At 66.2% G+C, this 22,606-nt stretch carries 18 protein-coding genes; 8 read left to right on the forward strand and 10 right to left on the reverse strand.

What is annotated here, in order from left to right:
• Positions 1 to 5: 5 nt before the first annotated feature.
• Entirely contained in the window at positions 6 to 1,382 is a 1,377-nt protein-coding gene (gene radA, locus FAZ69_RS26765; protein WP_136898108.1) for a DNA repair protein RadA, read from the forward strand.
• Between the two features lie 156 nt (positions 1,383 to 1,538).
• The gene (locus FAZ69_RS26770; protein ID WP_136898109.1) at positions 1,539 to 1,802 is read left to right on the forward strand and encodes a DUF2866 domain-containing protein; all 264 of its coding nucleotides are present in this window, start codon (positions 1,539 to 1,541) and stop codon (positions 1,800 to 1,802) included.
• 27 nt (positions 1,803 to 1,829) lie between these two features.
• Here FAZ69_RS26770 and FAZ69_RS26775 read toward each other — a convergent pair whose 3' ends face one another.
• Together FAZ69_RS26775 and FAZ69_RS26780 are read right to left on the reverse strand one after the other, a co-directional pair.
• Positions 1,830 to 2,909 (reverse strand): CaiB/BaiF CoA transferase family protein, encoded by a 1,080-nt coding sequence (locus FAZ69_RS26775; RefSeq protein WP_240702477.1) that lies wholly within the window; start codon positions 2,907 to 2,909, stop codon positions 1,830 to 1,832.
• A gap of 49 nt (positions 2,910 to 2,958) precedes the next feature.
• Entirely contained in the window at positions 2,959 to 4,911 is a 1,953-nt protein-coding gene (locus FAZ69_RS26780) for an ATP-binding cassette domain-containing protein (protein WP_136898110.1), read from the reverse strand.
• A gap of 173 nt (positions 4,912 to 5,084) precedes the next feature.
• Here FAZ69_RS26780 and FAZ69_RS26785 point away from each other — a divergent pair, with 173 nt between their 5' ends.
• The gene (locus FAZ69_RS26785) at positions 5,085 to 5,564 is read left to right on the forward strand and encodes a glutathione peroxidase (protein ID WP_136898111.1); all 480 of its coding nucleotides are present in this window, start codon (positions 5,085 to 5,087) and stop codon (positions 5,562 to 5,564) included.
• 18 nt (positions 5,565 to 5,582) lie between these two features.
• Here the strand turns inward: FAZ69_RS26785 and cls are convergent, their stop codons facing one another.
• From cls to dapC, 7 genes are all read right to left on the reverse strand, one after another.
• Positions 5,583 to 7,028 carry a cardiolipin synthase gene (gene cls / locus FAZ69_RS26790; protein ID WP_136898112.1) on the reverse strand — a complete coding sequence of 482 codons (1,446 nt, stop codon included), beginning with the start codon at positions 7,026 to 7,028 and terminating at the stop codon, positions 5,583 to 5,585.
• A 143-nt stretch (positions 7,029 to 7,171) separates the two neighbouring features.
• Positions 7,172 to 7,810 carry a lysoplasmalogenase gene (locus FAZ69_RS26795; protein ID WP_136898142.1) on the reverse strand — a complete coding sequence of 213 codons (639 nt, stop codon included), beginning with the start codon at positions 7,808 to 7,810 and terminating at the stop codon, positions 7,172 to 7,174.
• Between the two features lie 35 nt (positions 7,811 to 7,845).
• On the reverse strand, positions 7,846 to 8,730 hold the full coding sequence (gene prmB, locus FAZ69_RS26800) for a 50S ribosomal protein L3 N(5)-glutamine methyltransferase (RefSeq protein WP_136898113.1): 885 nt from the start codon (positions 8,728 to 8,730) through the stop codon (positions 7,846 to 7,848).
• Between the two features lie 39 nt (positions 8,731 to 8,769).
• Positions 8,770 to 9,918, reverse strand: coding sequence for a succinyl-diaminopimelate desuccinylase (gene dapE / locus FAZ69_RS26805; RefSeq protein ID WP_136898114.1), 1,149 nt, complete (start codon positions 9,916 to 9,918; stop codon positions 8,770 to 8,772).
• Between the two features lie 89 nt (positions 9,919 to 10,007).
• On the reverse strand, positions 10,008 to 10,376 hold the full coding sequence (locus tag FAZ69_RS26810) for an ArsC family reductase (RefSeq protein ID WP_206171240.1): 369 nt from the start codon (positions 10,374 to 10,376) through the stop codon (positions 10,008 to 10,010).
• A complete protein-coding gene (dapD, locus tag FAZ69_RS26815) occupies positions 10,373 to 11,200 on the reverse strand; it encodes a 2,3,4,5-tetrahydropyridine-2,6-dicarboxylate N-succinyltransferase (protein ID WP_136898116.1) in 828 nt (275 codons plus the stop codon). Before dapD ends, FAZ69_RS26810 begins: the two co-directional genes overlap by 4 nt.
• A gap of 115 nt (positions 11,201 to 11,315) precedes the next feature.
• Positions 11,316 to 12,533 carry a succinyldiaminopimelate transaminase gene (gene dapC, locus FAZ69_RS26820; protein ID WP_136898117.1) on the reverse strand — a complete coding sequence of 406 codons (1,218 nt, stop codon included), beginning with the start codon at positions 12,531 to 12,533 and terminating at the stop codon, positions 11,316 to 11,318.
• Between the two features lie 241 nt (positions 12,534 to 12,774).
• On the opposite strand from dapC, the gene FAZ69_RS26825 reads away from it, so the two are divergent.
• The 3 genes from FAZ69_RS26825 (at position 12,775) to FAZ69_RS26835 (ending at position 18,738) form a co-directional block, all read left to right on the forward strand.
• A complete protein-coding gene (locus FAZ69_RS26825) occupies positions 12,775 to 13,728 on the forward strand; it encodes a DMT family transporter (protein WP_136898118.1) in 954 nt (317 codons plus the stop codon).
• Positions 13,729 to 13,885: 157 nt separating this feature from the next.
• Positions 13,886 to 17,404, forward strand: a complete 3,519-nt coding sequence (smc, locus tag FAZ69_RS26830) for a chromosome segregation protein SMC (RefSeq protein ID WP_136898119.1) — start codon at positions 13,886 to 13,888, stop codon at positions 17,402 to 17,404.
• 92 nt (positions 17,405 to 17,496) lie between these two features.
• Positions 17,497 to 18,738: a cell division protein ZipA C-terminal FtsZ-binding domain-containing protein gene (locus tag FAZ69_RS26835; protein WP_136898120.1), complete on the forward strand. Its 1,242-nt coding sequence runs from the start codon at positions 17,497 to 17,499 to the stop codon at positions 18,736 to 18,738.
• Positions 18,739 to 18,854: 116 nt separating this feature from the next.
• Here FAZ69_RS26835 and FAZ69_RS26840 read toward each other — a convergent pair whose 3' ends face one another.
• The gene (locus FAZ69_RS26840; protein WP_206171241.1) at positions 18,855 to 19,697 is read right to left on the reverse strand and encodes an alpha/beta fold hydrolase; all 843 of its coding nucleotides are present in this window, start codon (positions 19,695 to 19,697) and stop codon (positions 18,855 to 18,857) included.
• Between the two features lie 273 nt (positions 19,698 to 19,970).
• Here FAZ69_RS26840 and ligA point away from each other — a divergent pair, with 273 nt between their 5' ends.
• Together ligA and def are read left to right on the forward strand one after the other, a co-directional pair.
• Complete coding sequence (ligA, locus tag FAZ69_RS26845; protein WP_136898121.1) at positions 19,971 to 22,019, forward strand: NAD-dependent DNA ligase LigA; 2,049 nt, start codon at positions 19,971 to 19,973, stop codon at positions 22,017 to 22,019.
• Positions 22,016 to 22,549: a peptide deformylase gene (def, locus tag FAZ69_RS26850; RefSeq protein WP_136898122.1), complete on the forward strand. Its 534-nt coding sequence runs from the start codon at positions 22,016 to 22,018 to the stop codon at positions 22,547 to 22,549. Before ligA ends, def begins: the two co-directional genes overlap by 4 nt.
• The last annotated feature ends 57 nt before the right edge of the window (positions 22,550 to 22,606 follow it).

The following is a 22,606-nucleotide window of genomic DNA, read 5'->3' on the forward strand; positions in this document are numbered from 1 at the left end:
CGCGCGTGGCGAAGCAAAAAACGCTGTACACCTGCACCGAATGTGGCGGGCAGGCTCCGAAGTGGCAAGGGCAGTGTCCTCACTGCCAGGCGTGGAACACGCTCGTCGAGACTGTCGCGGAATCCCCGAACGCCCATCGCTTTCAGTCGCTCGCGAAGAGCGCGCCGGTGCAGCGTCTCGCCGATATCGAGGCGGCCGACGTGCCGCGCTTCTCGACCGGTATCGGCGAGTTCGACCGCGTGCTGGGCGGCGGGCTCGTGGCCGGAGGCGTGGTGCTGATCGGGGGCGACCCGGGCATCGGCAAATCGACACTGCTGCTGCAGTCGCTTGCGGGCATCGCCAACGAGCGCCGCGCGCTCTACGTGAGCGGCGAGGAATCGGCCGCGCAGATCGGCTTGCGCGCGCAACGTCTCGCGTTGCTCGATCCGGGCTCGAAAGCGGCCGACCTGCAACTGCTCGCCGAGATCCAGCTCGAGAAGATCCAGGCCGCCATCGAGGCCCAACGCCCGGAAGTGGCCGTGATCGACTCGATCCAGACGATCTACTCCGACGCGCTCACCTCGGCGCCCGGCTCGGTTGCCCAGGTCCGCGAGTGCGCGGCGCAGCTCACGCGCATCGCGAAGCAGTCGGGCACGGCGATCATCATGGTCGGCCACGTGACGAAAGAGGGCAACCTTGCCGGCCCGCGCGTGCTCGAGCACATCGTCGACACCGTCCTGTATTTCGAAGGCGACACGCATTCATCGTTCCGGCTCGTGCGCGCGTTCAAGAACCGCTTCGGCGCGGTCAACGAGCTCGGAGTGTTCGCGATGACCGAGCGCGGCTTGCGCGGCGTTGCGAATCCGTCAGCGTTGTTTCTGTCGCAGCACGAGCAGATCGTGCCCGGCTCCTGCGTACTGGTCACGCAGGAGGGGTCGCGGCCGCTGCTCGTCGAAATCCAGGCGCTCGTCGACACGGCGCACGTGCCGAATCCGCGCCGGCTCGCAGTCGGCCTCGAGCAGAACCGGCTCGCGATGCTGCTCGCCGTGCTGCATCGCCATGCGGGCATCGCCTGCTTCGATCAGGACGTGTTCCTCAATGCAGTGGGCGGCGTGAAGATCGCCGAGCCGGCCGCCGATCTCGCGGTGCTGCTCGCGATTCATTCGTCGATGCGCAACAAGCCGCTGCCGAAGGGGCTGATCGTGTTCGGCGAGGTGGGCCTGGCCGGCGAGATCCGGCCGTCGCCGCGCGGGCAGGAGCGTCTCAAGGAAGCGGCGAAGCTGGGTTTCACGGCGGCGCTGATTCCGAAGGCGAACGCGCCGAAGCAACCGATCGACGGCTTGCAGGTGTTGGCAGTGGAGCGGATCGAACAGGCCATCGACCGGGTTCGGGAGCTCGAGTAGTTCCGCTCGACGCGGCGCCGCAGCCGTCACGCGCACCAGGCCTTACAAATTAAATCCCGCGTAACCAACCCTATTTTTGCTGTAACCCATTCGGCACGCCGCTTGCCTATTCTTTGCGCACATGCAATCCCTCTTGTGCGGCTAAAGGATGGCGCCTTGAAACAATCTCATGCAATTGCGGCACCCGGCAGTTATAACCTGCGCGGCTGCAGGGTATCGGAGCCGATTCCCCGGCCTTGGGGCGGCGGCTGCCGCATCGTCGAGTGGATCGATTCGGAAGGTCGGATTTCGCGGCGTGTCGTCGCCGAGGATGTGACCGCGGCCGAAGTGATCGCGGCGATCAAGCGGCATGTCGAAGGACGCAAGCACGTGATGCTCGACGACGAGCTCACGCCGCGGCAGACGCTGCCTCGGCGCTGAGCGGGCGCTTGGCCCGACGCGGCGGTCCTATTCTTCGGACTCGGGCACCGCTGATTCGGACTCGGGCGCAGCGGGTTGAAACAGCGCGTGGCTCGCGGCTTCGGCCGCGGTCAGTACCGGCGAGACGCAGCAATCGAGCGGCTCGAGCAGCGAAACCCAATCGTCGAGCGGATGCTCGGCGAACAGGTCGGCCAGTTCCTGCGTCAGCGCCATGGCGTCGGGGCCGCCGATCGCCTGTCCGAGACTCCAGTGGCGGCTTGCCCAATCGTTGCGATTGAGCGCGCGGCACAGCCGCTCCCAGAATTTGAGCTCGAGCGCGCCGACCGCGAGCCAGCGGCCGTCGGCCGTGCGGTACAGGTTGTAGCAGGGCACGCCGCCGTCGAGCAGGCCGCCGCCCGTGCGCGGCGTGCTTGTGCCGTTGCCTTCCCGGATGGTGTCGATGAGCGTGGTTCGAGCGACGATGTTGTGCGCGTGCATCGCATGCGTCATCGACACGTCGATAAACGCGCCGTCGCCGCCGCGCGCCACCCGCCATAGCGCCGCGAGGATCTGCGTGACTGCGGACAGCGCGCCGCCGAGCAGGTCGGCGATCTGGATGTTCGGGATCGCGGGCGTGCCGTCGCGCGCCTTGACCTGATCGAGCACGCCTGCGTAGGCGAGATAGTTGATGTCGTGACCAGGCCGTTGCGAGAACGGGCTCTCGTAGCCGTAACCGGTGATTGCGCAATAGACGAGCTTCGGATTGAGCGCCGCAAGCGCCTCGTAGCCGAGCCCGAGGCGTTCCATCACGCCAGGGCGGAAGCTCTCGACGATCACGTCGGCCTCGCGCACGAGCGCGCGCAGCACCGTCAGCCCGGTTTCCGATTTCAAGTCGAGGCGGGCTTCGCGCTTGCCGCGGTTGACGATCTTGTAGAACGTGCTCGGCTGGCCGGCGGCTTTGTCGGCGGCGCATTGCATGAGCGCGCGGGCAGGGTCGCCGGCGCCCGGTTCTTCGATCTTCAGCACGTCCGCGCCCAGCTCGGCGAGGCGCAGCGTCGCGACCGGGCCAGGCAACAGGCGCGTCAAGTCGACGATGCGCAGGCCTTGCAGCGGAGCATGTAGCGTCAAGAGCCACCTCTTGTCGGTCGGTGCCGGCCTGGGCCTCGAGCGAGGCCGGCTAGCCGATTTGTTCGAGTTCCTCGTGTGCGTCGAGCCATTCGGCTTCGAGCGTTTCGAGGCGCGCGGTCACTTCCGCCTGTCGCCGGATCGCATCGGTCAGCTTCGCCTTCATCGCGGGCTCGTAGCTGGCGGTGTCGGCGACGAAGGCATCGAGTGTAGCTTTTTCCGCGTTTAGCGCGTCCATTTCCTTCTCGATCTTCGCAATCCGCGACTGCAGGGGCTTCTTCAGTTGCGAGAGCTTCTGGCGCGTTTCCGCTTCCTGGCGGCGCTGCTCCTTGCGGTTTGCGGCGGTGTCGGCAGCGCCGTTGCCGCCGTTCGCGCTCTCCGCGCCCGTCGCGGCCTTGGCGGCGGCGCGCTGGTCGGCGGCGTGCTGCAGCAGCCAGTCGCGGTAGTCGTCGAGGTCGCCGTCGAACGGCTGCAGGCGGTGCTTCGCGACCAGCATGAACTGGTCGGTCGTCGCGCGCAGCAGATGGCGGTCGTGCGAGACCAGGATCAGCGTGCCTTCGAATTGCGCGAGCGCCATCGTCAGCGCGTGGCGTGTTTCGAGGTCGAGGTGGTTGGTCGGTTCGTCGAGCAGCAGCAGGTTCGGCTTCTGCCAGATGATCAGCGCGAGCGCGAGGCGGGCCTTTTCGCCGCCCGAGAACGGCGCGATCGCCGCGGTCGCCATGTCGCCCGAGAAGTTGAAGCCGCCGAGAAAGTCGCGCAGCTCCTGCTCGCGCGTATCGGGCGCGAGGCGCGCCAGATGCTGGAGCGGCGAATCGTCCGGGCGCAGCGTTTCGAGCTGATGCTGGGCGAAGTAGCCGATGCGCAAGCCGCGGCCTTCGCGCGTGTGGCCCGCGAGCGGCGCCAGCGTGCCGGCGAGCGTCTTGATGAGCGTCGACTTGCCTTGGCCGTTCGCGCCGAGCAGGCCGATGCGCTGCCCGTTCTGGATCGAGAGCGTGACGCCCGCGACGATCGGAATCTCGCCCGCGCCGTCTTCCGTGCGATAGCCGCAGCGTACATCCTCCATCACCATCATCGGGTTCGGGGCGGCGTCGGGGGCGCGGAATTCGAACGTAAACGGCGAAGCGATGTGCGCGGGCGCGATCAGCTCCATCTTCTCGAGCGCCTTCATCCGGCTTTGGGCTTGCCGCGCCTTGGTGGCCTTTGCCTTGAAGCGGTTGATGAAGCTCTGCAAATGCTCGACGGTCTTCTGCTGCTTCTCATACGCGCTTTGCTGAAGCGCGAGTTGCTGGGCGCGCAGGATCTCGAACTGCGAGTAATTGCCGCCGTAGCGCCTGACCTGGCGATTCTCCAGATGGAGCGTGACGTTGCAGACCGAATCGAGGAATTCCCGGTCGTGCGAGATCACGACGAGCGTGCCGGGGTAGCGGTGCAGCCAGTCTTCGAGCCAGACGATCGCGTCGAGGTCGAGGTGGTTGGTCGGCTCGTCGAGCAGCAGCAGGTCGGAGCGGCACATCAGCGCCTGCGCGAGGTTCAGGCGCATGCGCCAGCCGCCCGAGAAGCTCGCGACGCTCTCGCGCGTTTGCTCGAGCGTGAAGCCGAGGCCGAGCAGCAGCGCTTCGGCGCGCGCGGGGGCGGTGTAGCCGTCGGCGTCGGCGAAGGCGGCGTGCGCTTCGGCTTCGGCTGCGCCGTCATGCGCGGCCGAAGCGGCGGCGATGCGCGCCTCGATCGCGCGCAGTGCGGCATCGCCGTCGAGCGTGTAGTCGAGCGCGGTCTTGTCGACGGCGGGCGTTTCCTGGGCGACGTGCGCGATCTGCCACGACGGCGGCATCGAGAAATCGCCCCCGTCCGAATGGAGCTCGCCGCGCAGCACGGCGAAGAGCGTCGACTTGCCGGCGCCGTTCGCGCCGATCAGCCCGGCTTTCTCGCCGGGGTTGAGCGCAAACGAGGTCGCGTCGAAAAGCGGCTTGGTGCCGCGCGCAAGGCTGAACTGATTGAAGCGGATCACGACGGAGGGAAGCTTGCAAAAAGCGCTATTTTAGACTGTGTGGCTTGCGCCAGGCATCGGCCGTTCAGACGAATGCCGAACCCTCGCCATTTCGCATAGACTGCTGGTTTTTTCGGCGTTGCATGGGACTAGAGTAGGCGCTAAAGCGCTAACTCTAGTCGACAGGAGGGTGTATGGGGGAGATCTACCATTTCAGCGCGCGCACGCTTGGCGGCGAGACCATCGGGCTCGACCGTTACCGCGACAAGGTGCTGTTGATCGTCAACACCGCGAGCGAATGCGGGTTCACGCCGCAATACGCGGGGCTGCAGAAGCTGCATGAGCACTATGCCGCGCGCGGCTTCGAAGTGCTCGGGTTTCCCTGCAATCAGTTCGGCAAGCAGGAGCCGGGCGATGCGGCGCAAATCGGCAGCTTCTGCGAGAAGAACTTCGGCGTGACGTTTCCGATGTTCGAGAAGATCGACGTCAAGGGGCCGAACGCGCATCCGCTGTATCGCTATCTGACCGACGAAGCGCCGGGGCTGCTCGGCCTCAAGGCGATCAAGTGGAACTTCACGAAATTTCTCATCAGCCGGAACGGGGCGGTTTCCAAGCGCTACGCGCCCGCCACGAAGCCGGGAGAGATCGAGAAGGACATCGAGGCGCTGCTGTAGCCCGGTTGCGGCGGGCCGCTAGAGAATCGGCGAGAAAAGGCGCGCGACGTGCATGGTCACGCGCCGCAGCGCTGGCGACTTCCGGTATTCGCCCTGATCGACTTCGAACGCCTCGCCGAAGTCCCGTTGCAGCATCGCATCGACCTCGGCGGCGAACGCCTGGTCGATCGTCAGCACCATGATCTCGAAGTTCAGGCGGAACGATCGGTTGTCGAGGTTCGCGCTGCCGATCGCCGCGGCCACGTCGTCGATCAGCACGACCTTCTGGTGCAGAAAGCCGGGACGATAGCGGAAGATCCGCACGCCCGCGCGAACCAGGTCGAATGCGTAGAGCTTCGATGCCTCGAACACCACGTAATGATCGCGCCGGCTCGGAATCAGGATCCGCACGTCGACGCCGCGCATGACGGCGAGCGTCAACGCGGAGAACACCGCTTCGTCGGGGACGAGATAAGGCGTCGTGATCCAGACGCGCTCGCGCGCCGCGTTGATCGCCTCGACGAAGAAGAGCGAGCCGGTTTCCTGCTTGTCGGCGGGGCCGGTCGCCATCACGAGGCAGTGCATGTCGTCGTCGGAGAGGGAGGGTGCTGCGGGCGGCGCGTCGAAATGCGGCAACTGCTGCGTGGCCCAGTGCCAGTCTTCGATGAACACGAACTGGACGCTTTGCACGATCGGCCCGCGCATCTCGATGTGGGTGTCGCGCCACGGCGAGAGGCGCGGGTTGGCGCCAAGGTATTCGACGCCGACGTTGTGTCCGCCGACGAACGCGCGCACGCCGTCGACCACGACGATCTTGCGGTGGTTGCGGAAGTTGAGCTGGAAGCGGTTGACGAAGCGCCGGTTGGTCGCGAACGGATGGATGTCGACGCCGCCCGCGAGCAGCGCGGACACATAGCTGTGCGGCAAATCGAAGCTGCCGATGCTGTCATAAAGGAAATGCACCTGCACGCCCTGGGCAGCCTTCGCGAGCAGCAGTTCCTTGAGCATCTGGCCGAGCTCGTCGTCGCGCACGATGAAGAACTGCACGAGCACGTAATGCCGGGCACTTTCGATCGCATCGAGAATCGCGGCGAACGTCGCGTCGCCGTTCACGAGCGTGCGCACCGAGTTGCCGGGCAAGAACGGCATGCCGCCCAGCTTCGTCAGCGAGCGGACGACGGCCTCGCCGAACTCGTCGGCGGGCCGTCCGCTCACGGCTTCGCTCGTGTCCCAGGCGGGCGGGTGGGCGCGGGTGCGCAGCAATTCATTTTCGAGCCGGCGGGCGTCGACGTAGCCGGAGAACTTGCTGCGTCCGAGAAAGAGATAGGGAATCAGCGTGAAGTAGGGCATCGCCGTCAGCGACACGGCCCATGCGATGGCCCCCTGCGACGTGCGGGTGTTGAGGATGGCGTGACATGCCGCGATCACGCCGAGCACGTGAGCGATGACGATGAGACTGCCGAGATGTAGCCAGTCGTATTGCATGAGGCGTGAAGGACTGCCGATTCCTGAAAGCGTTCGCGAGGACGGCAAGCGCACCGTCTATGTGCATCTTACCGAAGGCGGGGGAATAAGGGCGCGTTCGCTTCGATGCAAGCAAGCCAGGTGCGGTGGCGGCGTCAGCAGCGCTAGGGACGCGACAGGATACCTGCCGTGATCAGCAGTTGCGCTGCCGCATAGCTGAACCAGATCGCGTACGTGCTGCCGGTGAAGGGTTCGAGGAAGCGATCGATGCCGATCATCGTGTCGGACGCGACGAAAATGAGTCCGCCGAGCGAGGTTGCGATGGATGGCAGTCGAGCAAAGAGCGCCAGGCTCGCCATCGAGCACAGTACGACTGTGTAGATGCCGACCGGCGCGGCCAGCTCGTGCAGTTGCGGAAAGAAAGCCGCATACGATGCTGCCGCGCCCGCCCACAGCAGCGGCAGCGCTGCGCGGCGCCAGCCGCGAAGCGGGCTCCGCAGCGGCGCGAGCAACGCGCAATAGGCCAGATGGGCGGCGAGGAAGGCACCCAAGCCGCCGACGAAAGAGATCGGCAGATCCTGCATGGCGAGCAGCGCGTCGCCTGCGGCCGAGGCCGCGAGCGCCGCGCAGAGCCAGAAGCGCTCGCGGCTTCGCGCGTGGTGCACGGCCGCCAGCGCGAGAAAGCCGCACATCAGCACTTTGGCGATGGCTTGGTCGGGATAGGGCGCGTCGCGCAGCGAGATCCCGTAGGCGAGCCCCGCGCCGCCTGCGACGCTCCAGAGCCGGCGGATTTCCGAGGGCATACGATCGAAGAACCCCGGCGAGCCGGCGCCGGGTTTCACGACGGTAGGTCGGACGCCTGGATCAGGAACACGCTGTCGTCGCCGCCGCTCGTCGAGAGCCACACGAGATCGAGCCCGCCGAACGCCGCCTCGACATGCTCGCGCTCGTTGCCGATCTCGACGACGAGCACGCCATCCTCCGTCAACCAGTTGCGCGCTTCGCGGATGATGCGGCGCACGATGTCCATGCCGTCCTCGCCGCCCGCCAGGGCCATTTCCGGCTCGTGCTGGTACTCGGCCGGCAGCGCGCGCATCGATTCGGCGTTCACGTAGGGCGGGTTCGCGATGATCACGTCGTAGCGGCGCTCGGGCAGCGGGGCGAACAGGTCGCCTTCGAAGAGCGCGACGCGGTCGTTCAGGCCGTAGTCGTTCACGTTGATCTGCGCGACTTCGAGCGCCTGCGGCGAGAGGTCGACCGCGTCGACGTCCGCGTTCGGAAACGCATGGGAGGCGAGAATCGCGAGGCATCCGGAGCCCGTGCACAGCTCGAGCACCGCGCCGACTTCGTCCGGGTCGGCGACGTAGGGTTGCAGGCCGTCTTCGAGCAATTCGCCGATGAACGAGCGCGGCACGATCACGCGTTCGTCGACATGAAAGCGGCAGCCGTGCATCCACGCTTCCTGCGTGATGTAGGCCGCGGGCACGCGCTCGGTCGCGCGGCGCTCGACCACTTTCAGCACGGCGTCGATCTCGGTGTCGAGCAGGCGCGCGTCGAGAAACGGCTCGAGCGTGTCGAGCGGCAGGTGCAGCGTGTGCAGCACCAGGTAGGCCGCTTCGTCATAGGCGTTCGCACAGCCGTGCCCGAACGCGAGCTGCGCCCCGTTGAAGCGCGACACCGCGTAGCGCAGCAGATCTCGGACGGTGGAAAAGGGCGTTGTCATGAGGCCTCCCGCTGAGGGTTGTTCGTTGGTCTTTGGGGTTTAGGCGATCAATTGCTCGAGCACGCGGCGGTACACGTTCTTGAGCGGCTCGATGAACGCGACCTCGATATGCTCGTCGATCTTGTGGATGCTGCCGTTGGGCGGGCCGAACTCGACCACCTGCTTGCAGATGCGCGCGATGAAGCGGCCGTCGGAGGTGCCGCCCGTCGTCGAGAGCTCGGCCGTGACGCCGGTTTCGTCCTTGATCGCGCGCTCGAGCGCGTTCGACAGCTCGCCGCGCGGCGTGAGGAACGGCAGGCCGCTGATGGTCCAGGTGAGGTCATAGTCGAGCTCGTGCTTGTCGAGGATCGCGTGCACGCGGCTTTGCAGGCCTTCGACCGTGCTCGCCGTCGAGAAACGGAAGTTGAACGTCAGCTCGGCATGGCCGGGGATGACGTTGCTCGCACCGGTGCCGCTGTGCAGGTTCGACACCTGCCACGTCGTGGGCGGGAAATACTCGTTGCCCGAGTCCCAGTGCTCCGCGACGAGCTCGGCGAGCGCGGGAGCGAGCAGGTGCACGGGGTTCTTCGCCAGATGCGGGTAGGCGATATGGCCTTGCACACCCTTGACGATCAGCTTGCCCGACATCGAGCCGCGCCGGCCATTCTTGACGACGTCGCCGAGCGTGGCGGTCGAGGTCGGCTCGCCGACGATGCAGTAGTCGAGCGTCTCGCCGCGCGCCTGCAAGGCTTCGACGACCTTGACGGTGCCGTCGGTGGCGGGGCCTTCCTCATCGCTCGTGATCAAAAAGCCGATCGAGCCGCGGTGGCGCGGATGCGCGGCGACGAACTCCTCGCTCGCGACGACGAAGCCCGCGAGCGACGTCTTCATGTCGGCAGCGCCGCGTCCGTAGAGCTTGCCGTCGCGATGCGCCGGCACGAACGGCGGCGAAGTCCATTGTTCGAGCGGGCCGGTCGGCACGACGTCGGTATGGCCGGCGAACACGAGCAGCTTGCTGCGCGAGCCGTCCGCTTCGCCTGAGCCGCGCTTCACGGCCCACAGGTTCGTCACACCGTGCGATGCGATCGTCTCGCACGTGAAGCCGATCGCTTCGAGCCGCTCGATCATCAGTTGTTGGCAATGCTGGTCGTCGGGCGTCACGGACGCGCGGGCGATCAGCTGTTCGGTAAGAGCAAGGGTGGCGGACATGGATTCAGACCACTAACGATCGATAGATCAAAAAAATGCCGGCGCGGGGGCCGGCAACTGCTGGATTCAGGGCGCGGCCCAGCGCATTGCTACGCGGCAAAGAGCGCCGCGTATTGATCGGCGGAAAAACCGAGCGTCTTCACGCTGCCGTTCACGACCACGACCGGCCGCTTGATGACCGAGGGCTTCTCGATCATCAGCGCGATCGCGCCTGCTTCGGTGTCGGCCGAGACCTTCACGTCGTCGGGCAGCGCGCGCCACGTCGTGCCGCGCCGGTTGACGAGCGACTCGAGCGGCACGTCCTTCAGCCACGTCTTGACGAGGGCCGTGGTGACGCCCGCCTTCTTGAAGTCGTGGAATTCGAACGGCACGCCGTGTTCTTCGAGCCAGACGCGCGCCTTCTTCACGGTATCGCAGTTCGGAATGCCGTAGACGACGGTTTTCGCGCCAGCCATCAATCGCCTCGCAGGAGCTCGTTCAAGCCGACCTTGGCGCGGGTCTTCGCGTCGACCTTCTTGACGATGACCGCGCAGTAGAGGCTGTGCGAGCCGTCCTTCGAGGGCAGGTTGCCCGACACGACAACCGAGCCGGCCGGAATGCGGCCGTAGCTGATTTCGCCCGTTTCGCGATCATAGATCTTGGTGCTCTGGCCAAGGTACACGCCCATCGAGATAACCGAGTTCTCTTCGACGATTACGCCTTCCACGACCTCCGAGCGCGCGCCGATGAAGCAGTTGTCTTCGATGATGACGGGGTTGGCCTGCAGCGGCTCGAGCACGCCGCCGATGCCGACGCCGCCCGAGAGGTGCACGTTCTTGCCGATCTGCGCGCAGGAGCCGACGGTGGCCCAGGTGTCGACCATCGTGCCTTCGTCGACATAGGCGCCGATGTTCGTGTACGACGGCATCAGCACGACGTTCTTCGCGATGAACGAGCCGCGGCGCGCGATCGCGGGCGGCACGACGCGGAAGCCGCCGGCCGCGAAGTCTTCGGCGGTGTAGTTCGCGAACTTCGACGGCACCTTGTCGTAGAACTGGGAGTAGCCGCCGGCCGGCATCGGCACGTTGTCTTCCAGGCGGAACGACAGCAGCACGGCCTTCTTCAGCCATTGATTGACGACCCATTCGCCGTCCTTCTTCTCGGCGACGCGCAGCACGCCTTTGTCGAGCTGTTCGATCGCGTGCGCGACCGCATCGCGCACATCGGCGGGGGCCGCCTTCGGCGACAGCTCGGCGCGGTTTTCCCAGGCGGTGTCGATGATCTGCTGAAGTTGTTGCGACATAGGTGTGGTTCTCTGGTTGAAGACTGAGGAAAGAGGGAATGGCGGAGCGGCAGGTTTCGCAGCAGCGGCGGTGCGGAGGCGCTGGTTTGCGCCGCTGCGCCACGCCGCGCGCTCGTCAGCCTTGAAGGCCGCGGCAGAAATCGACGATGCGTTTGGCGCCTTCGATGCACTCGTCCACGCCGGCGACGAGGGCCATGCGGACAAAATTGCGGCCGGGGTTCGCATCGTGCGCGGTGCGCGCCAGATAGGAGCCGGGCAGAACCGTCACATTATAGTCGGCGTAGAGACGCCGGGCGAACTCGGTGTCCGAGAGGCCCGTGCGCTCGACGTTCGCCCACAGGTAGAACGCGGCGTCGGGCAAGCGCACGTCGAGCACGTCGGCGAGCATCGGCGTGACCGTGGCGAACTTCTGCACGTACTTCGCACGGTTCTCGCGCACGTGGGTTTCGTCGTTCCAGGCAGCGATGCTCGCAGCTTGATAGACCGTCGACAAGGCCGCGCCGTGGTATGTCCGGTATAGCAGGAAGCGCTTCAGGATCGCGGCGTCGCCGGCGGCGAAGCCCGAGCGCATGCCCGGCACGTTCGAGCGCTTCGACAGGCTCGATAGCATCACGAGCCGCTCGAAGCCGCGTCCCAGCTTGTGCGCGGCTTCGAGGCCGCCGAGTGGCGGCTTGGCTTCGTCGAAGTAGATCTCTGAATAGCATTCGTCGGAGGCGATCACGAAGCCATAGCGGTCCGACAAGGCGAACAGCTCGCGCCAGTCGTCGAGCGTGAGGACGGCGCCCGTCGGGTTGCCCGGCGAGCAGACGTAGAGCAGCTGCGTACGCGCCCAGACTTCGGCCGGAACGGCGCTGTAGTCGCAGGCGAAATTGCGGGCCGGATCGCTGTTCACGAAGTAGGGCTGCGCGCCCGCCAGCAGCGCGGCGCCTTCGTAGATTTGGTAGAACGGGTTCGGGCAGAGTACGATCGCGCTCTTGCCGTCGGCGCGCGGCGTGCCGTCGATCACCGTCTGCGCGAGCGCGAAGAGCGCCTCGCGCGAGCCCGACACCGGCAGCACCTCGGTGGCCGGATCGACGGGCGGCAGCCCGTAGCGCGTCGTGACCCATTGCGCGATCGACTGGCGCAGCGCGTCTGAGCCGATCGTCGCCGGATATGCCGAGAGGCCCGGGAGCGAGGCAATTACGGCGTCGCGGATCAGGGCGGGCGTCGGATGCTTCGGCTCGCCGATGCCGAAGCTGATGTGCGGCAGGGCGGCGGGCGGCGTCGCGTCCTTGAGGAGCGCGCGGAGCTTTTCGAATGGATAGGGCTGGAGACTGTCGAGTAGCGGGTTCACGTGGCTTGGCGGGAAACGCGGACGGAAGCGGCAAATTATAGCTTGGCTATAGCGTGGCGAGGGGGCTTCGGGCCTGCGGGCAGGTCGTTTCGACGAGGTTCGGAACAGGGCCGGTAATGAGCGCCCCCAGACCTGTCGCTGCGCGCCGGGCCCCCCGAGGGGGACAATCCCACAAGGGGACTTCCTTCGGGGCGGAAAACTTGGGGCGGCCCGGCGTTTTCTTGAGAAAGGAAGGGATGGAATGAACGATCGGATTCGCAACGGCTGGCCGACGCTTGCGATCATGCTGGGCGCCTCGGTATGGGGCTTCGTCTGGTATCCGCTGCGCGTGCTTGCGGCGCTCGGCGTGACGGGCACGGCCGCGAGCGCCGCGACGAGCGCCGCCGCATGCGGCTTCGTGCTGCTCGTGCGCCGCAAGTCGCTCGCGACGATCCGCTGGCATTGGGTGCTGCCCGCGCTCGCGCTGGCTGCGGGCGTGACGAATCTCGGCTTCGTCTGGGGCACGATCCATGGGCAGGTGATGCGGGTGCTGTTGTTGTTCTACCTGACCCCGGCATGGACCGCGCTCTTCGCCCACTTCATCCTGCACGAGCGGCTCTCCTGGGCGGGCGCCGGGCTCGCGGCGCTGTCGCTCGCGGGCGCGATGCTGATGCTGTGGTCGCCGCAGGCCGGCGTGCCGCTGCCGGGCAGTCTCGCCGAATGGGGCGGGCTTGCGGCGGGCATGAGCTTCGCGCTCTCCAACGTGCTGATCCTGAAGGCGAGCCGCGTGCTGCCGGACATGAAGCCCGAGATGCGCACTGCGACGATCTTCGGCGGGGCGGCGCTCTTCAGCTCGGTGGCGTCGCTGTTCGAGGCGATGCCGGCGCCGCCTGCCGGCGCGCACCTGGGGCTGGCTGCGCTGCTCGTGCTCGGGCTCGGTTTCGCGCTCGCCTCGAACAATATGCTGGTCCAGTATGGGCTCGCGCGCGTGCCGGCCAATCGCGCGTCGATCATCATGTTGTTCGAGATCGTCGTCACCGCGCTGTCGGCGTGGCTGCTCGCGGGTGAAGTGCCCGGCCCGCGCGAGTGGGCGGGCGGCGCGTGCATCGTGCTCGCGTCGGCGCTCTCGAGTTGGCTGCATCGCGGCAAGCCGGCGGCAAGGCCCAGTCCGGAGGACGATTCGGAGCGCCGGGACGGCCAACGCGCGATGGTATGATTGCCACTGCTCACGGGCTGCGCTCGATCGCGATCGAGCGCAGCCCCTTGTTTTAAGCGTCGCGGCCCGGTCCCGAGTTTTCGTTCAATCTCGCGACAACAACGGTTCAACTGCCGCGAACTCTTTTTATTTCCCCTTTTCCATCAGCGATATCGCCGTGCGTCTGACCTCGATCAAACTCGCTGGCTTCAAATCCTTTGTCGATCCCACGCATTTCCAGGTACCGGGCCAGCTAGTCGGCGTGGTCGGTCCCAATGGCTGCGGCAAGTCCAACATCATCGACGCCGTGCGCTGGGTGCTAGGTGAATCGCGCGCTTCCGAGCTGCGCGGCGAATCGATGCAGGACGTGATCTTCAACGGCTCGACCGCGCGCAAGCCCGGCAGCCGCGCGAGCGTCGAGCTCGTCTTCGACAACGCCGACGGCCGCGCCGCGGGCCAGTGGGGCCAATACGCGGAGATTGCGGTCAAGCGCGTGCTCACGCGCGACGGCACTTCGAGCTACTACATCAACAACCTGCCGGCGCGCCGCCGCGACATCCAGGACATCTTCCTCGGCACGGGCCTCGGGCCGCGCGCCTACGCGATCATCGGGCAGGGCATGATCGCGCGGATCATCGAGGCGAAGCCCGAGGAGCTGCGCGTGTTTCTCGAAGAGGCCGCGGGCGTGTCGAAGTACAAGGAGCGCCGCCGCGAGACCGAGAACCGCCTGCACGACACGCGCGAGAACCTGACGCGCGTCGAGGACATCGTCCGCGAGCTCGGCGCGAACCTGGAGAAGCTCGAAGCGCAGGCGATCGTCGCGACCAAGTTCAAGGAACTGCAGGCCGACGGCGAGGAGAAGCAGCGTCTCCTGTGGTTGCTGCGCAAGAACGAAGCGGCCGGCGAGCAGGAGAAGCAGCAGCGCGCGATCAGCGGAGCGCAGATCGACCTCGAGGCGCAGACGGCCAAGCTGCGCGAGGTCGAAGCGCAGCTCGAAACGCTGCGCGTCGCGCACTATTCGGCGAGCGACGCCATGCAGGGCGCGCAAGGCGCGCTCTACGAAGCGAACGCTGAAGTGAGCCGCCTCGAAGCCGAGATCAAGTTCATTGTCGAGTCGCGCAACCGCGTGCAGGCGCAGATCGCTGCGCTCACCGCGCAGCGCGAGCAGTGGCAGATGCAGGCCGAGAAGGCGCGCGGCGACATCGAGGATGCCGAGGAGCAGTTCGCTATCGCCGAAGAGAAGGCGGTGCTCGCGGAAGAGGAAGCGGCCGCCAAGCACGATGCGATGCCCGCGCTCGAAGCGCGCTGGCGCGATGCGCAGAACCAGCTCAACGACGAGCGCGGCGGGATCGCGCAGACCGAGCAGGCGCTCAAGCTCGAAGCGGCGCACCAGCGCAACGCCGACCAGCAACTGCAGCAATTGCAGCAGCGCCATGAGCGCCTGAAGGCCGAGGCGGGCGGGCTCGACGCGCCGGACGAAGCGCAGCTCGAAGAGCTGCGCATGCAGCTTGCGGAGCATGAAGAGATTCTGAACGACGCACAGGCGCGCCTCGCCGATGCGCAGGAAACGCTGCCGCGGCTCGATGCCGAGCGCCGCGCCGCGCAGGAGCGCGTGCAGGCGGAGAGCGCGCAGATCCATCAGCTCGAGGCGCGTCTCGCCGCGCTCAAGCAGTTGCAGGAGAACGTCCAGACCGAAGGCAAGATCCAGCCTTGGCTGGACAAGCACGAACTGGGCGCGCTGCCGCGCCTGTGGAAAAAACTGCATGTCGAAGCGGGCTGGGAAACCGCGCTCGAATCCGTGCTGCGCGAGCGGCTTGCTGCGCTCGAGGTTTCGAACCTCGATTGGGTGAAGGCGTTCGCCACCGACGCGCCGCCCGCCAAGCTCGCCTTCTACGCACCGCCGGCGGCCGGGCTGCCGCGCGAGACGCCTGCTGCGCTGCGGCCGCTGCTGTCGCTCGTGCGCATCGACGACGCCGGCCTGCGCGCCGTGCTCAACGAATGGCTCGGCCAGGCGTTCCTCGCCGACGATCTCGCGCAGGCGCTCGCGATGCGCGCGCAATTGCCGGACGGCGGCGCGTTCGTCGTGAAGGCCGGGCATATCGTGACGCGCGTTGGCGTGCAGCTCTACGCCGCCGATTCGGAGCAGGCCGGCATGCTGGCGCGCCAGCAGGAAATCGAAAACCTGACGCGCCAGGTGCGCGCGCAAGCCTTGCTCGCCGACGAAGCGCGAGCCGCCGCGATCCGCGCGGAGGCGGCGCATACGCAGGCGTCGCAGGCGCTTGCCGACGTGCGCGCGCAAGCCGAGCGTGCGACGCAGCGCGTTCATGCTTTGCAGATGGACGTGCTCAAGCTCACGCAGGCGCACGAGCGCTACACCCAGCGCAGCACGCAGATTCGCGAAGAGCTCGAAGAAATCCGAGCGCAGATCGAAGAGCAGCGCGCGCAGCGCGCCGAGTCGGAAGCGAACTTCGAACGCTACGACGGGCAATTGGCCGAACTGCAGGCGCGCTTCGAAGACAACCAGATGGCCTTCGAAGCGCTCGATGAAGAGCTGACCGCGGCGCGCGGCCAATCGCGCGATCTCGACCGCGCCGCCACCGATGCGCGCTTCGCCGTGCGCAACATGGCGAACCGCATCGACGAATTGAAGCGCAGCATCCAGGTCGCACATGAGCAGAGCGAGCGCGTCGCCGTGTCGCTCGAAGATGCGCGCGCGGAACTCGAGACGATCAACGAGCAGACCGCGCACACGGGCCTGCAGGACGCGCTGGAGATCCGCGCGGCCAAGGAAGAGGCGCTGCATGCGGCGCGCCTCGAACTCGACGACCTGACGGCGAAACTGCGCCAGACCGACGAAATCCGCCTCACCGCCGAGCGCTCGCTGCAGCCGCTGCGCGACCGCATCACCGAACTGCAGCTGAAGGAGCAGGCCGCGCGCATCTCCGGCGAGCAGTTCATCGAGCAACTGACGGCGGCAGGTGCCGACGAAGCGCAACTGCAGGCGAAGCTCACGCCGGACATGAAGCCGTCCTACCTGCAAGGCGAAGTGACGCGCATCAACAATGCGATCACGGCGCTCGGCCCGGTGAACATGGCGGCGCTCGAAGAGCTGGCCGCCGCGACCGAGCGCAAGACCTTCCTCGACGCCCAATCGGCCGACTTGACGAGCGCGATCGAAACACTCGAAGACGCGATCCGCAAGATCGACCAGGAGACGCGCACGCTGCTGCAAGGCACGTTCGACGAAGTGAACCGCCATTTCGGCGAGCTGTTCCCGCGTCTCTTCGGAGGAGGCCAGGCAAAGCTCATCATGACCGGCGACGAGATTCTCGACGCCGGCGTGCAGGTGATGGCGCAGCCGCCCGGCAAGAAGAACTCGACGATCCATCTGCTCTCGGGGGGCGAGAAGGCGCTGACTGCCACGGCGCTCGTGTTTGCGATGTTCCAGCTCAATCCGGCTCCGTTCTGCTTGCTCGACGAAGTGGACGCCCCGCTCGACGACGCCAATACCGAACGTTTTGCGAACCTTGTGCGGGCGATGTCGGACAAAACACAGTTCCTGTTCATTTCGCACAACAAGATCGCGATGGAGATGGCGCAGCAGCTGATCGGTGTGACAATGCAGGAGCAAGGCGTGTCGCGCATCGTGGCCGTCGACATGGAAACGGCTGCTGGCTTTGCACAGAATACGGTTTGAACCGCGTGCGCAGTGCGCTTCGCAGCGGCTCGACGCCGCGCGAATGTCGAGCGCACGCGTGTCGCATATAAAGAATTGCTGATGGAGCGTGCATGGACGAGTTGACACTCGGGTTGATCGGCGCAGGGGCCGTGGTGGTAGGGGGTGTGGTGGCGTATAACGCTTGGCAGGGCGCGAAGGTGCGCCGCCGGATGCCGAGACCGATGCCGCCTGAGGCCGCGGAAACGTTCGCTCGGCAGGATAACGAAGAGGAGCGGCCGTTCATCGAGCCCGCGCGGCCGAGTGCGCGCCGCGAACCGTCGCTGTCGGAGGCGGAGCAAACCACGGGAGCCGCCCGCGTCGAGCCGAGCTTCGGCGGCGTGGCGCCGCTCGATGTACCTGCCGACATCCAGGCCGAGACGACGACGCCGAACGGCTTTCCCGAAGAGGCGGCGGGCGAGCCTGCCGTCAAGGAAGAGCCGCAGGAACGCGAAGAGCCGATCCTGCCCGCCGCCACGACGATTTCCGCGGCTCCGCCGCACATCGTCGATCGCCGCATCGATTGCATCGTGCCGATTCGCTTGAGCGGTCCGCTCGCGGGCGAGAAGGTGATCCCGCTGGCGCAACGCTTGCGGCGCGCCGGCAGCAAGCCGGTCTACATCGAAGGCAAGCCCGAGGGCGGCAACGGCTGGGAGCTGCTGCAAAACGGCGCGCGCTATGAAGAGCTGCGCGCCGCGGCACAGCTGGCCAATCGCAGCGGCGCGCTGAACGAGCTCGAGTTTTCCGAGTTCGTGTCCGGCGTACAGCAGTTCGCCGATGCGATCGACGGCGCGCCGGAATTCCCTGACATGCTCGAGACGGTGTCGATGGCGCGTGAACTCGACGCCTTCGCGGCGCAATGCGACGCGCAGTTGTCGATCAACGTGATGTCTGACGGCGCGCCGTGGTCGGCGAACTACGTGCAAGCCGTGGCGTCGCAGGACGGTCTGCTGCTCTCGCGCGACGGCACACGCTTCGTGAAGCTCGATGCCAGGCAGAATCCGGTGTTCATGCTGCAGTTCGGCGACACCAACTTCCTGCGCGACGACCTCACCTACAAGGGCGGCCAGATGATCACGCTGGTCCTCGACGTGCCGGTCGCCGACGAAGACATCCTGCCGTTCAGGCTCATGTGCGACTACGCGAAGTCGCTCTCGGAGCGGATCGGCGCACGCGTCGTCGACGACCAGCGGCGTCCGTTGCCCGAGGCCGCGCTGCTGTCGATCGAGAAGCAGTTGATGACGCTCTACGCGAAACTTGAGGAGGCCGGTATTCCGGCCGGCTCGCCCGCGACGCGGCGGCTTTTCAGCCAGTAGCGCGCAGCCCAGGCCGGTAGCAACCGGCATCGACTTCGAGAGGCCCGTCGCAAGACGGGCCTTTTCGTCGTTGCTTGCGATGACCTGCCGCCGCGGTCCATCGGTCTCTCAGTCTCTCAGTCTCCATCGACGTCCTTCGGCCACGCGCCGCCCACGATCCACGCCTTGATCGCCGCGACGACCGCCTGGTCCTCGCCATAAAAGCCGTGGTGCGCCTTCGCCTGGCAAGGGTTGCCGCGCGCCATGCCGCCGTGCACGGTGATCAGGTCGTGCGCGGCAGCGATTTCCCGGGCGGCGCGATAGGAACACAGGAAACATGCATCGTCCTCGTGATGGACGAATAACTGGCGAGCCTGGATCGAGCCGTAGTCGAAGCCGGTGAGCGGCAGCGCTTGTCCGCGCGACGGGCTGCTCAACGTCGACGTATGGATGACCGCGTCCCAAACCCCGGGCAGCGCTCGTCCGGCGAAGGCCGACGAGATCGTGCCGCGGCTCGTGCCGATCAGCACGAGCTTGGCGGAGGGAAACCGCTGGCGCAGATCCGCGGCGATGCGCTCGAGGTCCTGCGCGTGGCGCGGCGATGCTCTGAACTCGTCGGAATAGCCGCCGGACTGATCGGACGGCGCGTCGATGACCGCGGTAGCGAACCCGTCGGTGGCAAAGAGCGTGCGCGAGCGCACCAGGAAATTGCCGTGCTCGAGCAGACGGATCGTGCCGTCGGCGCTTTGCGAGAGCTGCAGCGCGCCTTCGCCGCCGGGGAACATCACGAGCACCCATTGCGGCGCGCCGGCATCGGGCTGCGTCAGCAGATAGGAGATCGTCGCGCCGCCGGCGAGCGGCACGGAGATCACCTGCTCGGCGGCATAAGCGCGGCCGGCCAGCACGAGCGTCAAGGCGGCCAGCCAGGACGCCGCGATTCGAGGCCGGATTGCCTGCAGGAACGAAGGTAGGTGTCTCATCGATGACCTCGGAGTCGGTCGCAGCGTGGTTGCCCGAGGGCTGGCTGCGTTGCTTCAGGGAGCCGAAATGAGCCAAAGGGAGCGTGGCGGATGCAACGGTCGCATTGCGTCGAAGGCCTGTCAATGGAGGCCGGCGCGCGTTGGCCGAACGGTATGCCGAAACGCCGGGCAACGTACGGCGCGCCGCGCTCGATCGGCCAATTGGCCGATGCGACAGCGAACGCTTCCTGCGATAATCTGGGGTCTGATTTTTCTCCAAGAATGCGCCACAGCATGGCACCCACGACCGTTGAACCGTCTTCCGGCAATTCCTCCGAACGCGCTGCCTGGCTGCGCGCCGAGCTCGAGCGTGCGAACTATGCGTACTATGTGCTCGACCAGCCGGATTTGCCCGACGCGGAATACGACAAGCTCTTCAAGGAGCTCGAGCAAATCGAAGCAGGGCACCCCGAGCTGATCACGCCGGAGTCGCCGACGCAGCGTGTCGGCGGCCAGGCCGCCAGCGGGTTCGAGACGGTGGTTCACGCGATGCCGATGCTGTCGCTGAACAACGGTTTTGCCGACGAGGACATCGTCGCCTTCGACAAACGCGTTGCCGATGCGCTCGACACATCGCCGGTCGATTACGCCTGCGAGCTCAAGTTCGACGGCCTGGCGATTTCGCTGCGCTACGAAGACGGCCGCTTCATGCAGGCCGCCACGCGCGGCGATGGCGCGACCGGCGAAGACGTCACGCAGAATATCCGCACCGTGCGCTCGATTCCGCTGCGGCTCAAGGGCGAGCGGATCCCCCGTGTGCTCGAGGTTCGCGGCGAAGTGCTGATGTTCAAGCGTGATTTCGAGCGCTTGAATGCGCGGCAGCGGGAAGCGGAGCAACGCGAGTTTGCGAACCCGCGCAACGCGGCCGCCGGCAGTCTTCGCCAGCTCGATCCGAAGATCACCGCGCAGCGGCCGCTCTCGTTCTTCGCCTACGGGATCGGCGTGCTAGAAGGAATGGAAATGCCGGCGACGCATAGTGAATTGCTCGATTGGTATGGCGAGCTGGGCTTGCCCGTGTGCGGGGAACGCGCGGTCGTGCAGGGCGCTCAAGGGTTGCTCGATTTCTTCGGGCACGTGGGTGAAAAGCGCGATGCGCTGCCTTACGACATCGATGGCGTCGTCTACAAGGTGAATCGCCGCGACGAGCAGGACAAGCTCGGCTTCGTCTCGCGTGCGCCGCGCTTTGCGCTCGCACACAAGTTCCCCGCGCAGGAGGCGCTGACGAAGCTGATCGCGATCGACGTGCAAGTCGGCCGCACCGGCGCGATCACGCCGGTGGCGCGCCTCGAGCCCGTCTTCGTCGGCGGAGCGACCGTGACGAACGCGACGCTGCACAACGAAGACGAAGTGCGCCGCAAGGACATCCGGATCGGCGATACGGTGATCGTGCGGCGCGCGGGCGACGTGATTCCGGAAGTCGTCGCCGCCGTGCTGGACCGGCGTCCGGATGACGTACGCGAGTTCGTGATGCCGACCGAGTGCCCGGTATGCGGCTCGCGCATCGAGCGCTTGCCCGATGAAGCGATTGCGCGCTGCACGGGCGGCCTGTTCTGCCCGGCGCAGAGGAAGCAGGCGCTCTGGCACTTCGCGCAGCGCCGCGCGCTCGATATCGACGGTCTCGGAGAAAAAATCATCGATCAACTCGTCGAGCAGAATCTGGTGCGAACGCCTGCCGACCTGTTCAACCTCGGTTTTTCGACGCTCGCGGCGCTCGACCGCTTTGCCGACAAATCGGCGCAAAACCTGCTCGATTCGCTCGAAAAGGCCAAGCACACGACGCTCGCGCGCTTCATCTACGCGCTTGGCATCCGGCACGTGGGCGAATCGACGGCCAAGGACCTCGCCAAGTATTTCGGCTCGCTCGATCCGATCATGAGCGCGTCGGTCGAGGAATTGCTCGAAGTCAACGACGTCGGCCCGATCGTCGCCGAGGCGCTCCACCAGTTCTTCGCGGAAGAGCACAACCGCACGGTCATCGAGCAACTGCGCGCGCCCGGCAAGGTGACTTGGCCCGAAGGGCCGCCGGCGCCGAAGGCGCCGCAAGGCCTGCTGGCGGGCAAGACGATCGTGCTGACCGGCACTCTGCCGACGCTCTCGCGTGAAGAAGCCAAGGAAATGCTGGAGGCGGCGGGGGCGAAGGTCGCCGGCTCCGTATCGAAGAAGACCGATTACGTGGTCGCCGGCGCAGAAGCCGGCAGCAAGCTCGCGAAGGCCGAGGAACTCAATATTCCGGTACTCGACGAAGAAGGTATGCGCAAGCTCCTGGAGGGCCAGATTCAATGATTCACGACATTCTCAAGATGGGCGATCCGCGCCTTTTGCGCATCGCTCAACCGGTCGACCATTTCGATACCCCGGAGCTGCACGTGCTCATCAAGGACATGTTCGAGACGATGCATCACGCGAACGGCGCCGGTCTTGCCGCGCCGCAGATCGGCGTCGATCTGCAAGTCGTGATCTTCGGCTTCGGGCGCAACGAGCGCTATCCCGATGCGCCGTCGGTGCCGGAAACGGTGCTCATCAATCCGACCATCACGCCCGTCTCGCAGGATATGGAGGAGGGCTGGGAGGGCTGCTTGTCGGTGCCGGGCATGCGCGGCGTGGTCAGCCGGTTTTCGATGATCCGCTACCAGGGCTTCGACCAATACGGAGATCCGATCGACCGCGTGGCGGAGGGCTTCCATGCGCGCGTCGTGCAGCATGAGTGCGATCACTTGATCGGCAAGCTGTATCCGATGCGGATCACCGATTTTTCGAATTTCGGCTTCACCGAAGTGCTGTTTCCCGACCTCGAACCGAATAGCGATGACTGACGTATCGAAGTTGCCTGGCTAAAAACGGAAACGCCCGCATCGATGACGATGCGGGCG

This window comes from Trinickia terrae, assembly GCF_005144415.1.
Classification (GTDB): Bacteria; Pseudomonadota; Gammaproteobacteria; order Burkholderiales; family Burkholderiaceae; genus Trinickia_A; species Trinickia_A terrae.